We start from the raw sequence: 13,993 nt of genomic DNA on the forward strand, positions 1-13,993 counted from the left end.
TCAGAAGGCGTTTTCGCCGGTGATCGCCCGACCCAGGATCAGGGCGTGGACGTCGTGCGCCCCTTCGTAGGTGTTCACGGTCTCGAGGTTCGAGGCGTGGCGCATCACGTGGTACTCGCCGCTGATGCCGTTGCCGCCGTGGATGTCGCGGGCCTCCCGGGCGATCGCCAGGGCCTTGCCGCAGTTGTTCCGCTTCATCAGGCTGATCGCTTCGGGCACCCAGGCGCCCTGGTCGATCAGCCGGCCGAGGGCGAGTGCGCCCTCGAAACCCAGGGCGATCTCTGTCTGCATATCGGCCAGCTTCTTCTGGACCAGCTGGCGGGCGGCGAGCGGCTTGCCGAACACCTTGCGGGTGGCGACGTAGTCCCTGCTGGCGTGCAGGCAGAAGTCGGCGGCGCCCATGGCCCCCCAGGCGATCCCGTATCGGGCCTTGTTCAGGCAGGAGAAGGGGCCTCGCAGGCCAGAGACCCCCGGCAGCATCCGGTCCTCGGGGACGAAGACGTCCGACAGTGCGATCTCGCCCGTGACAGAGGCGCGCAGGGACAGCTTGTTCTTGATCTGCGGGGTGGAGAAGCCCTCGGACCCCCGGTCGACCAGGAAGCCGCGGATGGCTCCGTCCAGCTTGGCCCAGACCAGGGCGACGTCGGCGATCGGCGAATTGGTGATCCACATCTTTGCGCCGTTCAGGATGTAGCCGCCCTTGGTCGGCGTGGCGGTGGTCCGCATGGAGGCGGGGTCGGAGCCCCCGTCCGCCTCGGTCAGGCCGAAACAGCCGATGATTTCGCCGCGCGCCATACCGGGCAGGTAGCGCTGGCGCTGGGCCTCCGAGCCGAAGGCGTGGATCGGGTACATGACCAGGGATGACTGCACGCTCATGGCCGAGCGGTAGCCGGAGTCGATCGCCTCGATTTCGCGGGTGATGAGACCGTAGGCGACGTGGTTGACGCCGGCGCAGCCGTAGGCCTCGGGAAGAGTCGGCCCAAGGAAGCCGAGGGCGCCCATCTCAGTCATGATCTCGCGGTCGAACCGCTCCTCGGCATAGGCCGAGACGACCCGGGGAAGCAGCTTATCCCGAGCATAGGCCCGGGCGGACTCCCATACCATCCGCTCGTCCTCCGAGAGGCGGGAGGCGAGGTCCAGGGGGTCTTCCCAGCTGAAGGTCTTGGCGTCCGCGGCGGAGTCGAGGGCCATGGGGGGTCTCCTGCAGTCGTTCCCGACGCCTTATGCGCCGGTTTTCAGCCGGGGTGTAGTCGCCATTTGACCAGGCCCACCACCGGGTCGTCATCCGCCCCAGGCGACGAAACCCCGGTTCCGGAAGCCTTCCGACGCCTTGCCGTAGAGGAAGGCGGCGCCGTCTTCGGCCTCGACCCGCCCGCCTGCTGCAGAGAGGATGGCGTGGCCGGCGGCGATGTCCCACTCCATGGTGGGCCCAAGACGCGGGTAGATATCCGCCCCGCCTTCTGCGATCCGGCAGAACTTGATGGAAGAGTCCATCGGCTGGGTCCCGTGGAAACCGTATCGGTCGGTCAGGGCCTTGAGCGTCTCCGGCTTCATCGTATGGCTGATCAGGGCCACAGCATTCCCGGCTGGCCAGGGGCGGACGGACACCTCAACCGGATCGCCCCCCTTCACGCGCTTGAAGGCCCCCCGGGCGCCCGTGAACCAGGTCTCGCCCGTGGCCGGGGCCGAGATCGCCCCCGCGACTGGACGGCCATCGATTATGAGGCCGATATTGACCGTGAAGTTCGGATCGCCCCTCACGAACGCCTTCGTCCCGTCAACGGGATCAACCAGCAGGAAGACGCGTCCTATACTGCCGGGCGCCCCGAACTCGCTGGCGTGTTCCTCGGAGATCACCGCCACGCCCGGAGCGATCTGCGCCAGCCCCTCGAGGATCAGGGCCTCAGCCCGACGATCCGCTTCGGTCACAGGACTGTCGTCCAGCTTTCGGTCGACGGTCAGGCCGCTTTTCCAGAGTGGGCGCACCAGGTCCGCGGCTTCCTCGCAGAGGTCGGCGAGCACAGATCCGAAGTGGGCGTCGAGGGGCGGCATGCGGAAATCCATCCTGTCTGGGCAGGGTTCCTCCTAGAGGCGTCGAGGAGTTTCCCAAAGCGACAAATCAGGCCAGTTTCGCCTTCAAGATGACCGGCTCCCCCGCTCCCTTCCCGGAAGATCCGCGCCGTGAGGCGCTCCCGGCCCGAACGGCCGAGGTGGCGGCCTTCCTCGCCGCCCGGATGTGTCATGACTTCATCAGTCCGGTCAGCGCCATGGTCAGCGGTCTGGACCTCCTGGATGATCCGTCGGCCCAGGACATGCGCGACGAAGCTCTCGGACTGATCGGGGCCTCGGCGCGGAAGCTTTCCGACCTGCTCGGTTTCTGTCGGGTGGCCTTCGGAGCCTCGGCCTCGGCCGAAGTCTTCGACTCCCGGGAGCTCGGCCGCCTCGCGGAGGGCCTGTTCCGGCACATCCGCGCTGAAATCGACTGGCAGGTCACCGCGCCTGCACTCGCCAAGCCTGCGGCAAGGGCGCTCCTGAACCTCAGCCAGCTGGCGGGGGCGGCCCTTCCCACAGGGGGCGTTGCCCGGATCCAGGCGGAGGAGCGCGAAGGATTCATCCTGATTCGCGCCCGGGCGGACGGACCGCGGCCCCGGCTGAGGGCCGAGGTGGCCGATGGACTGGCCGGCCTGCCGATGGGTGAGGGGCTGCACGGCTATTGGGTCCAGGCCTATTACGTCCATCTCTTCGTCACCGACGCCGGCGGCACGGTGCGTGTGGACTCCGCAGGTTCATCGATCGATTTCCTCGCTGCTCTGCCCGCCTGACCTGATCGTCATCCGGACCCGGGGAACGCCTCATTAACCGGCAGCTGGGAACCTCCGTCCAAAGGAGGCGCCTCACGTGAAGACCTGTCTCGTCGTCGACGACAGTCCCGTCATCCGCAGTCTCGCCCGGCGTCTCGTGGAGGCGAGAGGGATACCGGTGCGCGAGGCTGCAGACGGCGCCCAGGCCCTCGCGGCCTGCAAGGAGGAGATGCCTGACCTGATCCTGCTCGACTGGCGGATGCCGGTCATGAGCGGCCTTGAGGCCCTCTCAAAGCTGAGGCTCATGCCAGGCGGCGACCATCCGAAGGTCTTGGTCTGCTCTGTCGAGACCTCGCCGGACCTGATCCGGCAGGCCCTTGAGGCCGGAGCCGACGAGTATGTGATGAAGCCTTTCGACGGAGAAATCCTCGCCTCCAAGATCACCCTGGCGGGGGTGGCGTGACCCCGGCCGAGCTTGACCTTGTGGCCCGCCTCTGCCTGGTTCGGACCGGCCGGCGGCTCGACATATCGGAGCCGGATCAGATTCTGATCAGGCTGACCGGGCTCGCCCGTCGAGAAGGCTTCGGGACCGTGGCCGATCTTCTCATCGCCCTCAGAACCCGCGAGACGGAGCGACTTGCCTGGCCGCTGATAGAGTGCCTCACGGTCTTCGAACGCGACTTCATGGAGGACGCCGAGGTTCTGGACCAGCTCGGCCACAGGATTCTCCCAACCCTGTCGACAGCCCGCGGCGGCGCGCCGGTGCGAATCTGGTGCCCGGCGTCTGGTTCGGGCCAGGAGCCCTATTCCATGGCCATGCTCGCGCAGGAGGCGATGGATCGCCTGTCCGACGGCCTGCAGGTTGAGATCTACGCCTCCGATATCTCCACCCGGGCGCTTGAAAGGGCCAGGACCGGGCTCTTCAACCACTTCGAGGTACAGAAGGGACTGACCGCCAGGCGACTGGTGGATCACTTCCTGCGACGCGAGGATTCATGGCAGGTCTCACCCGCCCTGCGCGAGATGGTGCGCTGGCGCCGGGTCAACCCGCTGTCGGAGACGCCGGGCGGGGTTCGGTTTGACATCATCCTGTGCCGGGGGGTCCTGCCAAGGACAGCCCCGCACATGCGGCCGAACCTCGTCCTGAACCTGGCCCAGGCCCTCTCGCCCGGTGGCCTTCTGATTCTGGGCCAGGGGGAAGGCGAGGGCGCCGAAGACCTGGCGCCGGCCATGAACCCTCTCGCCGGAATGCCCGCGATCTATACCCGCAACCCCGCCTTCAGCCTCGCCGCCTGACGTGCTCACCGCGGTCGGCGAAGACTCAGGAACAGGCTGACCAGCCCGGACGCAACCTGGGGATTCCGAAGCGCGGCGATTCCGATCGCTGTAGCTGCGGCTGCGCCCAGGACCGCAATAAGCGGTCGCTTCGCGGCCAGGGCCAGCAGATCGTCTCCCAGCGCGCCGGTTCGGGAGGAGGCCGGCCGTCGAGGACGGAACAGGGCGATAGCGAGGAGGGTCAGCCCGGAGACAGCCAGGATCAGCAAGCAGGCGAGGGCGACCGCCGCCGCCGCACCGGCGGGTCCCAGAATCGGCTCCACAGACGCGAAGAGCGCCAGTGAGAGGGCGACGACAAGAACCCCCGAGGCCGTCGCCAGGGCTGCGACGCCACAGACCGCCAGGATAAGGCGGCCTAGCCTCAACGGTGGCGTCCGCTGGCCAGGATCAGACCAATGAGAACACCGACGCCGACGGCGATGCCAGTCGCCGCCAGAGGACGTTCGCGCACCTGTCCTGCGACATAGCGCTGGGCTTCCTCGATCTGGTCCTTGGCTTCGGCAGCGTAGACCTTCCCCTGGGTGCGGATCTGCTCGATTCCTTCGGCGACCGCCTTCTCGATCCGGCGGGCGGCGTCTGCAAGCTGGCGCTCTGCCTGCTCGACGGCGTCTTCGGCGGCCTCGGCGGTGGACTTGGCGGCGGAGCGGGCGGCGCGGACGGCCTTGTCCGCAGGGGTGGCGGTCATGGGAATTCTCCTTGGGGCGGATCGCCCCCGAATGATGGGGCGCTCGACCCCGAGGACATTGGGGAGGAAATGGCCCCTCGCCTCGTGACATGCAAGCTTCGGGTGAACCCGATGGGGTCCTCTACGGAGGGACGGGTCAGGTCGAAGCGGAGTCCGCGCCATCGAGCAGAAACGCGATCATCGCCGGAACACTGCTCCGGTCCTGCAGCATGAACATGTGGCCTCCCTCGAAGAATCGCAGGACCGAGCCGCGAAGGGCCAGCGCAAGATTCAACTGGCTTTGGGGCGGAGCAATGCCATCGAAGCGGCCTGCGGCGATCATCACCGGAACGCGAACGGCGGGAAGGGCGCTCCAGACGTCATGGCCGGCGCGCGCCTCGATCTGTCGCCGGGCGCCCATCTCCCGCCCCGGTTCGCCGGCGAAGGGGTCGTGTGACGCCTGTGCGATGGCCTCGGCGTAGCGCTCCGGGTGGGCCTTCGCCCAGGCCTCGTCCAGGCGGATGTCATTGATCGGCAGGAGGTGGCGCGCACGCGCCTCTCCCTTGAGGTGGTCGATGTTGTGGAACGGATAGGACGCGCCTCCCAGGCCGCCGGCGGACGTGCAGGCCAGGACCAGCCGTCGAACCCTCGAGGGATGCCGCACGACAAGATTCTGGGCCACCATGCCGCCAAAGGAAACGCCCACGACCAAGGCGTCGTCCCATCCCAGGGCGTCCATCAGTCCAGCCGCATCGTCGGCATAGTCGGCCATGGAGTAGGGCTTGTCCGGCTTCCCGCTCTGGCCCAGACCCCTCTGATCATAGGCCACCAGGTCGAAAGTCTTCGCGAACGGACCGTCCAGCATGTTGGGACGGACCCGGAGGTCGCCGCCTGTGCCCGAGATGAACAGCAGTCGCGGTCCTTCTCCCGTGCGCTCATAGTGGATGTCGAGGCCATTGGCATAGATGCGGGGCATGCTTCAGTCCCTGTGGATCGGGTCAATCCAGCGGACCTCCCGCGGGGGCTCGACGGGTTCGATATCTAGATTGACGACCACCGCCTCTCCGTCGCTTCGCACCAGGACGCACTCCAGGGTCTCGTCCGTGGAGGCGTTGATCTCCTGATGAGGAACGAAGGGGGGTACATAGATGAAATCCCCCGGTCCCGCCTCGGCTGTGAACTCGAGGCGTTCGCCCCACCGCATGCGCGCCCGTCCGCGAACGACATAGATCACACTCTCCAGCGGACCATGATGGTGCGCCCCCGTTCCCGCCCCGGCGTGGATGTGAACTGTCCCCGCCCAGAGCCGGCGGGCGCCGACCCGGGCGAAGTCGATCGCAGCCGCGCGGTTCATCCCCGGGGTCTGAGGCGTATTGGAATCCAGCTGATCCCCCGGCACGACGCGCACCCCGGAAGTCTCCCAGCCATCGGCCGGGACTGTCGGGCCGGACATGTTCAGCTCCTGTTCAAGTCGTGTATGTTCGCATTGAGTCTCACCTCAGGGTTCCCTGCAAGATCGAGTCTTGGGTGGTGAGGCGAACGATGGAGAATCCCCGTGTCCTCTGACGTCTACGGGTCAGAGCTTCTCAGCCCCCCGACGCCGCTGAGGGTCTGGGTGGAGGGCGGGCGGCAGCACGCCGCCGCCTGCGGTTGCGGCGCCTGCGCCCTGAGAAGCGGCGAGGCCGAGTCGTCGCCAGCCTTTTTTTCGCTCAACATCGAAGATCGCGGCGGGACGGCCGCCAACGGGAAAACCAGCTTCACGCTCGACCAGGCGGTCAATCGACTTACAGGCGGGGAGGGCGGCTGGGGCGTTCTTGGTCAGCCGTTCCTGGCCAGCTACGCTTTCCGGTCGACTCCGCCGTCGGTCATGCCGAGCGAGACCAGCGGGTTCTCCCGTTTCAACGCCGCGCAGATTCGCCAGACAGAGCTCGCCCTCCAGTCCTGGGCCGACGTCGCCCGGATCAGTTTTGTCCGCGAAGGCGAGGGTGAGATCGGCGAGACCGCCTATTCGAACCAGGCCATGATCCTCTTCGCCAACTACTCCGAGGGTCCGGAGGGCGCCGCGGGCTTTGCATTTTTTCCGGGCTCCACCAACTTCGCATCTCGTTCCGGCGATGTCTGGATCGACATCACAGACAGCTACAATGTCACGCCCCTGGCCTCGAACTTTGGAGGCTTGGTTCTGGTTCATGAGATCGGCCACGCCATCGGGCTTGGCCATCCTTCGGAGTATCCCGACACGGGCTCTGCGACCTATGGCGCCGACGCCAGCTACTTCGAGGACAGCCGCCAGTACACGGTGATGAGCTATTTCGGCGGGTTCAACACAGGCGCCAGCCTGCCCGGCTTCGCCGCGGTCCCTCTCATGGACGATATCGCCGCCGTGCAGTTCATGTACGGCGCGAACATGACCACCCGGACGGGAGACACCGTCTACGGCTTCAACTCCAACGCTGGCCGGCCCTGGTTCGAGGCGACCAGCGCCGCTTCGATCATGCAGTGGGCGGTCTGGGACGCCGGGGGGCGGGACACCTTCGACTTCTCGGGTTACGCCAGCAACCAGGTCATTGACCTCCGGCCTGGCCACTTCTCGGACGTCGGCGGTTTTCGGGGCAATGTCGCGATTGCACGCGGCGTGGACATTGAGAACGCGGTCACAGGGGCGGGAGCGGACCTGATCACGGGCAATGTCCTCGACAATCAGCTTACGGGAGGCGGCGGCGCAGACACCCTCTTCGGCCGCGAAGGCGCCGACACCCTCCTCGAAACCGCCGGCTCGAACTACCTGCGCGGTGATGCGGGAAACGACTCGGTGTGGGGGGGCTCTGGCTTCGACGACATCAACGGCAACATGGGCAACGACACCCTGCGCGGGAATGCAGGTCAGGACTGGGTGGTGGGGGGAAGGGACAACGACCTCGTCTTTGGGGATGAGGACTTCGACATCGTCTACGGCAACATGGGGAATGACACGGTCGACGGCGGAGCCGGCAATGACTGGGTGCGCGGCGGCCAGGGCGACGACTCCGTCATGGGCGGGGTCGGCGACGACTGGATCTGGGGCGACCGGGGCGCCGACACCCTGAGCGGCGCGGGGGGAGCGGACCTCTTTCACAGCTTCACCGGCGCCGGGACCGACCGGATTCTCGACTTCAGCTTCGCCTCTGGCGACCGGCTGAAGCTGGAGGGAAATCCCGCCCGTACGATCTCCCAGGTGGGCGCCGACGTCGTCGTCGACATGGGCAATGGCGACCAGGTCATCCTGGTCGGCGTCGTTCTCTCCAGCCTCGGAAGCGGCTGGATCCTCTAGGGATTGCAGGAGGGACAGGAACCCGGGTCCGCCCATGGGTCTCCGGGGGCCTGCCGGGTCTCCTGAAGACCGCACCCCTGGCATCCGTACACCCAGGACAGCGCCATCTCGGTCGGGGCCCCGCAGTCCGAGCACGGACGACCGGGAATCCGCCTGACCCGGTCGAATCCCGGCCTTTGGCAGGCGGGGCAAGGCGAGGCGAGGCGGCGGACCAGGTCCTGGGCCGCTCGTCTGATCGCCTGACGTCGGGTCGGGTTGCGGTGCGCCCTCATGTCGGTTTCCAGGAAGGCGCCTCCGCACAGGCTGACCGCCGCTGCAACCGCTGCGGCAAGCTGGGTCTCATCCGCGAGGGTCTTCTCGCAGAACAAGTCCGGCGCCGGCGCCTCGCCGCGAACGCCCAGGACGAGGACGCCATGCTCCGGGAAACCGCATGTCCGGGCGAAGTCGAGGGCCAACCCCGTGTCGCTGACCCGGCGGTGGGCGAAATTCGTTTCCGGGCCCACATCCCTTCCGGTCATCTCCAGTCCGGTCACCCGGTCGACCAGGAGGATGAGTTCGTCCGCGATCGGCAGCAGGGGGATGGCTGGATGCGGCCCGAATCCGCCTTCGCTCGCCACCATGATCCGCGCCTGCGGCTGTGCGGCGAACCCGGCGGCGACCTTGGCCCGGGCGGCGTCCAGCGCGCTCCCCGGCCGCTCGATCTCCCGGCTGAAGGTCCCGAAGGCGTCGGTGTCCACGCCCTCCACCCTGAAGACGGACAGGCCGGCCCCCGCCTGAAGGACAGGCCCGATCACCTCTTCCTTGCCGTGCATCGTCACCAGGCCGACGACCTCGTCACTGAGCCAGCGAGGGTCTCCGCCGGACATCAGAAATAGCCTTCCCTCTTCTTCTGCTCCAGGGACCCGCCATCCTCCCCGTCGCTGATCCTTCCCTGTCGCTCGGAGACCGAGGACAGAAGGGTTTCGCGGATCACGCCCTGAAGGTCGTTGGCCCGGGACTCGATCGCGCCGGTCACCGGCCAGCAGCCCAGGGTCCGGAACCGGACCGTCCGCGTCGTGATCCGGTCCTGCGGACCCAGGCGCATGCGCGATTCGTCATCGACGACGATGTAGGTTCCCGCCCGTTTCACCACGGGTCTGGGCTCCGCAAAGTAGAGAGGCGCCAGCGGAATCCGCCGCCAGAGGGCGTAGAGCCAGATGTCGGTCTCCGTCCAGTTGGAGAGAGGAAACACCCGCGCCGACCCGTTCACCCCAGAGCGTGTGTTGTACAGGCGCCAGAGCTCGGGGTTCTGGCTCCGGGGTTCCCACCCCTGGGCCGGCGTACGTATCGAAACGATCCTCTCCTTGGCCCTGGACTTCTCCTCGTCCCGCCGGGCTCCCCCGAACACGATGTCGTAGCCGCCGTCGCGGAGGGCGGCCTTCAGGGGCTCGGTCCGCATTTCGGTCGTGTAGCGGTCCCCGTGGTCGAACGGGTTGAGCCCCGCGGCGCGCCCCTCTTCGTTGGCCGCCACGATCAGACGGAAACCGTTGTCGCGGGCGAAGGCGTCCCGAAAACGCATCAGGGAGTCGAACTCCCAGGTGGAGTCGATATGCAGCAGCGGGAAGGGCGGCGGCGAGGGGTGGAAGGCGAGAATCGCAAGGTGCGCCATGACCGTCGAATCCTTGCCGGCCGAGAACAGCATGACCGGATTGCGGGCTTCGGCCGTGGCCTCGCGGAGGATGTGGATGGACTCGGCCTCCAGGGCCTCGAGGTGGGACAGGCTCTCGAACATGAAGGGGGGCTCTCCGTCTGTCGCGGCGGGTTCGGCGATTGTCATGTGGGCGCGCCCGGTCGCCCGGGAAGAGGCGGCGGGCCAGGATGATCATATCAATTCTTCATGATCAAAATCGCTGAAATCAATTTCAATAATGGACTCGCGGCCGGCAAGAACCGCGGCCTGCAACCGCTTGAGGTCCCGGCCATGAACGACACCCCTTCAATCGACTCCTCATCCCCCTCCGCGGCGGCGTCCGCACGTCCCGGCGCGGTCCCGATCACCGTCGCCTATGGCGACGGAATTGGACCGGAAATCATGGAGGCGAGCCTGAGGGTTCTCCTGGCCGGAGGCGCCGACATCGCCCCCGAGACCATCTCCATCGGCGAGCAGGTCTACCTGGCCGGCAACACCGCCGGCATCGAACCCTCGGCCTGGGATAGCCTTCGCCGGACCCGGGTGTTCTACAAGGCCCCGATCACCACGCCCCAGGGCGGCGGCTTCAAGAGCCTCAACGTCACCGTCCGCAAGTCCCTGGGCCTTTATTCCAACATCCGTCCCTGCCGGTCCTATGCGCCCTACGTCGCGACCCGCCACTCGGGGATGGACCTGGTGATCATCCGCGAGAACGAGGAGGACCTCTACGCGGGCATCGAGCACCGGCAGACAGACGACGTCTATCAGTGCCTGAAGCTGATCTCGCGGCCCGGCTGCGAGAAGATCAATCGCTATGCTTTCGCCTACGCCCGCGCCTACGGCCGCAAGAAGGTCACCTGCTTCACCAAAGACAACATCATGAAGCTGACCGACGGCCTCTTCCACAAGGTCTTCCGGGAGGTCGCCGAGGAGTATCCGGAGATCGAGAACGAGCACTGGATCATCGATATCGGCGCGGCCAAGCTCGCGGACACTCCCGAGGCCTTCGACGTTCTGGTGATGCCGAACCTTTATGGCGACGTGCTCAGCGATGTCGCCGCGCAGATCGCCGGGTCCGTCGGACTCGCGCCCTCGGCCAACATCGGCGAGCACTGCGCCATGTTCGAGGCCATTCATGGCTCCGCCCCCCGGCGCGCTGGACAGAATGTCGCCAATCCCTCCGGGCTGCTCCTCGCGGGCGTGATGATGCTGGTGCATATCGGCCAGCCCGAGGCGGCGGAGCGGGTCCACAACGCCTGGTTGAAGACGATCGAGGACGGCATCCACACCTACGACATCTTCAAGCCCGGAATCTCCAAGGTGCAGGTCTCGACCTCCGGCTTCGCCGACGCCATCATCGAGCGCCTTGGACAGAAGCCGGCCAAGCTGGATCCCGTCACCTATTCCGGCTCCGGGGAGGCCTTCCCCGTCCCGACCGCGTCGCCGCGGAAGCCCGCCAAGAAGGTGCTGGTGGGCATCGACGTCTTCGTCCAGTCGACGACGCCGGTCGACGACCTTGCCGTGAAGATGAAGTCGGGCATTTCAGGCGCCTATGACCTGGCGATGATCACGAACCGTGGCGTCAAGGTCTGGCCCCAGGGCTTGCCGGAGACCTTCTGCACCGATCACTGGCGCTGCCGCTATCTCGCAAGACCAGACCAACCGTTCACCCTCGAGGACACCTTGACCCTCCTCCAGGGGCTCAACCGGGCCGGGGTGGACTTCGTCAAGACCGAGCTCCTCTTCACCTTCGATGGCGAGCCCGGCTACTCCCTCGGCCAGGGCCAGTAGAGCGCCTGGACCGGCCTTCCCGGGTCAGTCCCCGAAAGGTCGGTCGAGATCCCCGGGCCTGTCGACGTCGAACAGAACCCCGGGGCTTGGCGAGGGTATCCGGGCCACCTGGTCCCCCAGTTGCTTCAGGATGTCCCGGGCGCCTGCGTCGCCCCTCGCCCCCGCGAGACCGGCCGCGGCTTCTGTCGAGAAGAGAACGGGGTGGCCCCTGCGTCCCTTGTACTCGGGGGCCGCCGCCGGCGCCCCCGCCTCGACGGCGGCAATCAGCGGCGCAATGATGTCCGGCGGAATCTCCGGCATGTCGCCCAGGAAGACGAAGACGCCGTTCAAACCCTGGGCAAGGCTCGCCGCCCCGGCGCGCAGGGAGGCGCCCATGCCCTCTTCATGGTCGGCGGCGTGGGTGAATCGCAGGCGGCCGCTCTCCGCATCGGGTCCGGCCGCCGCCCTGCAGGCTTCCTCCACGGCTGCGGAGTCGGTTCCGGTGACGACCACCACCTGATCCGACGGCGTCGCCAGCGCGGTCTTCAATGCGCCCGAAACCAGGGGCGCTCCGCGCCACGGGGCGAGCAGCTTGCCGCCGCCAAAGCGCCGTCCGGCCCCCGCAGCGAGGATGATGGCGGCGTATCCGGTTCCTCCAGCGACGTCCTCCCCTGTCATGTTCTGCAAACCCCGCCTATGTTGCTCGGGCATGACGCCGCTCGACACCGCGCCCGCTGTTCGCACCCGTCCGCTCCTCGTGGACGGGTTCGGCCGCGCCGTCACCTACCTGCGGGTTTCGGTTACGGACCGCTGCGACCTGCGCTGCGTCTATTGCATGTCCGAGCATATGACCTTTCTGCCGAAGGCGCAGGTGCTGACCCTCGAGGAACTTGAGCGCGTGACCGGCGCATTCATCGATCTCGGCGTGCGAAAGGTCCGCATCACCGGCGGTGAACCGCTGGTCCGCAAGGGCGTCATGGACCTTTTCGGGGCCCTGTCCCGTCGCATCGGCCCTGATGGCCTGGACGAGCTGACGCTGACCACCAATGGGACGCGGCTCTCCGAGTTCGCGGGCGCACTGGCGGAAGCGGGCGTGCGGCGGGTCAATGTCTCTCTCGACACCCTTGATCCGGCCCGTTTCCGACGCCTGACCCGGGGCGGCGACCTGGCGCGGGTGCTTGCAGGGCTTGAAGCCGCCAAGGGCGCCGGCCTGTCGGTCAAGATCAACACGGTGGCCCTGCTTGACGATAACGCCGCCGAGCTTCCGGACCTGATCGCCTGGGCGCACGGCCAGGGGTTCGACGCCACGCTTATCGAAGCCATGCCCATGGGTGAGGTCGACGTCGACCGGACTGACCAGTTCCTGTCGCTCAAATCGGTACGCGAGCAGCTGGAGAGCTTCTGGACCCTGCAGGATCTTGACCTGACCACGGGAGGACCGGCCCGCTACGTCCGGGTCGCCGAGACCGGCGGCCGGTTGGGCTTCATCACCCCCCTCAGCCATAACTTCTGCGAGCTGTGCAATCGCGTCCGCCTGACCTGCACCGGAACCCTGCACACCTGTCTGGGCCGGGAGGACGCCAGCGATCTCCGCGCTGTCCTTCGCGGCGGGGCGAGCGAGGCCGAACTGCACGACGCCATCCGGGCCGCCATCGGCGTCAAGCCCAAGGGGCACGACTTCCGGATCGACCGCAATGCCCCTCCCGCTGTCCAGCGGCACATGTCCACGACGGGGGGCTGACTTGGCCCGGGTCCTCCTGTTCGGACGATTGGCCGATCTCGCCGGCTGGCGGGAACGCGAGATTCCCGCAGCGACCTTGGCGGAGCTGCGCGGCTGGATCGCCGGCGAGGACCCGGCCCTCTTTGAGGCCCTGCAGGCGCCGGCGGTGAGGACTGCGGTGGACCAGGAACTGGTCAACCTGGATGTGGCGCTTCGTCCCGAGTCGGAAGTCGCCTTTCTGCCGCCGATGAGCGGGGGCTGATCCGTGATCCGGCTGGTCAGCGCCCCCTTCGACCCAGGTGAGGCCCTCGCGGAGTTCTGCCGGGGACGGCGGGAGACTGGCGCGGTGGCCAGCTTCACCGGCCTCGCGCGGGCCGAGGCTGGTCGGACCACACGGCTCGAGCTCGAGGCCTATCCCGGCTTCACGGAGAAGGAGATCGCCCGTCATGCGTCGAGTGCGCGGGACCGGTTCAGCCTTCAGGATGTACGAGTGATCCACAGGGTCGGATCCATCCCACCCGGCGAGGCGATCGTATTCGTGGCTGCGGCGGCGGCGCACCGCCGATCCGCCTTCGAGGCCTGCGACTTCCTGATGGACTACTTGAAGTCCCGGGCGCCCTTCTGGAAGAAGGAGTCAGGGCCCGACGGTGCGCGATGGATCGAGCCGACGGACCGTGACCGTGACGACCTGGCGCGATGGGAGAGATAATGACCTCTGAGACTC

Annotated in this window: 17 protein-coding genes; 8 read left to right on the forward strand and 9 right to left on the reverse strand. The window is 67.2% G+C overall.

The features are described 5' to 3' along the window. A complete protein-coding gene (locus tag INE98_RS02865; RefSeq protein WP_293536405.1) occupies window positions 1-1,191 on the reverse strand; it encodes an acyl-CoA dehydrogenase in 1,191 nt (396 codons plus the stop codon). 90 nt (window positions 1,192-1,281) lie between these two features. Next, the gene (gene cysQ / locus INE98_RS02870; protein ID WP_293536406.1) at window positions 1,282-2,052 is read right to left on the reverse strand and encodes a 3'(2'),5'-bisphosphate nucleotidase CysQ; all 771 of its coding nucleotides are present in this window, start codon (window positions 2,050-2,052) and stop codon (window positions 1,282-1,284) included. A gap of 89 nt (window positions 2,053-2,141) precedes the next feature. Here cysQ and chpT point away from each other — a divergent pair, with 89 nt between their 5' ends. From chpT to INE98_RS02885, 3 genes are all read left to right on the forward strand, one after another. Then, window positions 2,142-2,822 (forward strand): histidine phosphotransferase ChpT, encoded by a 681-nt coding sequence (chpT, locus tag INE98_RS02875; protein WP_293536408.1) that lies wholly within the window; start codon window positions 2,142-2,144, stop codon window positions 2,820-2,822. Window positions 2,823-2,898: 76 nt separating this feature from the next. Further along, window positions 2,899-3,264 carry a response regulator gene (locus tag INE98_RS02880; RefSeq protein ID WP_293536409.1) on the forward strand — a complete coding sequence of 122 codons (366 nt, stop codon included), beginning with the start codon at window positions 2,899-2,901 and terminating at the stop codon, window positions 3,262-3,264. Then, window positions 3,261-4,097 carry a protein-glutamate O-methyltransferase CheR gene (locus INE98_RS02885; protein ID WP_293536411.1) on the forward strand — a complete coding sequence of 279 codons (837 nt, stop codon included), beginning with the start codon at window positions 3,261-3,263 and terminating at the stop codon, window positions 4,095-4,097. The genes INE98_RS02880 and INE98_RS02885 overlap by 4 nt, the downstream gene beginning before the upstream one ends. A gap of 5 nt (window positions 4,098-4,102) precedes the next feature. Here the strand turns inward: INE98_RS02885 and INE98_RS02890 are convergent, their stop codons facing one another. From INE98_RS02890 to INE98_RS02905, 4 genes are all read right to left on the reverse strand, one after another. Then, window positions 4,103-4,501, reverse strand: coding sequence for a hypothetical protein (locus tag INE98_RS02890; RefSeq protein ID WP_293536413.1), 399 nt, complete (start codon window positions 4,499-4,501; stop codon window positions 4,103-4,105). Further along, window positions 4,498-4,821, reverse strand: coding sequence for a hypothetical protein (locus tag INE98_RS02895; RefSeq protein ID WP_293536415.1), 324 nt, complete (start codon window positions 4,819-4,821; stop codon window positions 4,498-4,500). The genes INE98_RS02890 and INE98_RS02895 overlap by 4 nt, the downstream gene beginning before the upstream one ends. A 136-nt stretch (window positions 4,822-4,957) precedes the next feature. Then, window positions 4,958-5,776: an alpha/beta hydrolase gene (locus INE98_RS02900; protein WP_293536417.1), complete on the reverse strand. Its 819-nt coding sequence runs from the start codon at window positions 5,774-5,776 to the stop codon at window positions 4,958-4,960. A gap of 3 nt (window positions 5,777-5,779) precedes the next feature. Then, window positions 5,780-6,253, reverse strand: a complete 474-nt coding sequence (locus INE98_RS02905; RefSeq protein ID WP_293536418.1) for a cupin domain-containing protein — start codon at window positions 6,251-6,253, stop codon at window positions 5,780-5,782. 102 nt (window positions 6,254-6,355) lie between these two features. Between INE98_RS02905 and INE98_RS02910 the strand changes: the two genes are divergently transcribed. Further along, the gene (locus tag INE98_RS02910) at window positions 6,356-8,110 is read left to right on the forward strand and encodes a M10 family metallopeptidase C-terminal domain-containing protein (RefSeq protein WP_293536419.1); all 1,755 of its coding nucleotides are present in this window, start codon (window positions 6,356-6,358) and stop codon (window positions 8,108-8,110) included. Here the strand turns inward: INE98_RS02910 and INE98_RS02915 are convergent. Together INE98_RS02915 and cysD are read right to left on the reverse strand one after the other, a co-directional pair. Then, complete coding sequence (locus tag INE98_RS02915; protein WP_293536421.1) at window positions 8,107-8,976, reverse strand: DUF6671 family protein; 870 nt, start codon at window positions 8,974-8,976, stop codon at window positions 8,107-8,109. The genes INE98_RS02910 and INE98_RS02915 overlap by 4 nt on opposite strands. Next, complete coding sequence (gene cysD / locus INE98_RS02920) at window positions 8,976-9,926, reverse strand: sulfate adenylyltransferase subunit CysD (RefSeq protein WP_293536423.1); 951 nt, start codon at window positions 9,924-9,926, stop codon at window positions 8,976-8,978. Before cysD ends, INE98_RS02915 begins: the two co-directional genes overlap by 1 nt. Before the next feature lie 144 nt (window positions 9,927-10,070). On the opposite strand from cysD, the gene INE98_RS02925 reads away from it, so the two are divergent. Further along, window positions 10,071-11,570, forward strand: coding sequence for an NADP-dependent isocitrate dehydrogenase (locus tag INE98_RS02925; RefSeq protein ID WP_293536425.1), 1,500 nt, complete (start codon window positions 10,071-10,073; stop codon window positions 11,568-11,570). 24 nt (window positions 11,571-11,594) lie between these two features. Here the strand turns inward: INE98_RS02925 and INE98_RS02930 are convergent, their stop codons facing one another. Next, entirely contained in the window at window positions 11,595-12,227 is a 633-nt protein-coding gene (locus INE98_RS02930; protein ID WP_293536427.1) for an NTP transferase domain-containing protein, read from the reverse strand. Window positions 12,228-12,258: 31 nt separating this feature from the next. Here INE98_RS02930 and moaA point away from each other — a divergent pair, with 31 nt between their 5' ends. From moaA to INE98_RS02945, 3 genes are read left to right on the forward strand one after another with little or no spacing between them, the layout of a single operon-like run. After that, window positions 12,259-13,290, forward strand: coding sequence for a GTP 3',8-cyclase MoaA (gene moaA, locus INE98_RS02935; protein ID WP_293536428.1), 1,032 nt, complete (start codon window positions 12,259-12,261; stop codon window positions 13,288-13,290). A 1-nt stretch (window position 13,291) separates the two neighbouring features. Continuing rightward, the gene (locus INE98_RS02940; protein WP_293536430.1) at window positions 13,292-13,531 is read left to right on the forward strand and encodes a MoaD/ThiS family protein; all 240 of its coding nucleotides are present in this window, start codon (window positions 13,292-13,294) and stop codon (window positions 13,529-13,531) included. A 3-nt stretch (window positions 13,532-13,534) separates the two neighbouring features. Continuing rightward, window positions 13,535-13,978, forward strand: coding sequence for a molybdenum cofactor biosynthesis protein MoaE (locus tag INE98_RS02945; RefSeq protein WP_293536431.1), 444 nt, complete (start codon window positions 13,535-13,537; stop codon window positions 13,976-13,978). The last annotated feature ends 15 nt before the right edge of the window (window positions 13,979-13,993 follow it).

This window comes from Phenylobacterium sp., assembly GCF_020253645.1.
Taxonomy (GTDB): Bacteria; Pseudomonadota; Alphaproteobacteria; order Caulobacterales; family Caulobacteraceae; genus Phenylobacterium.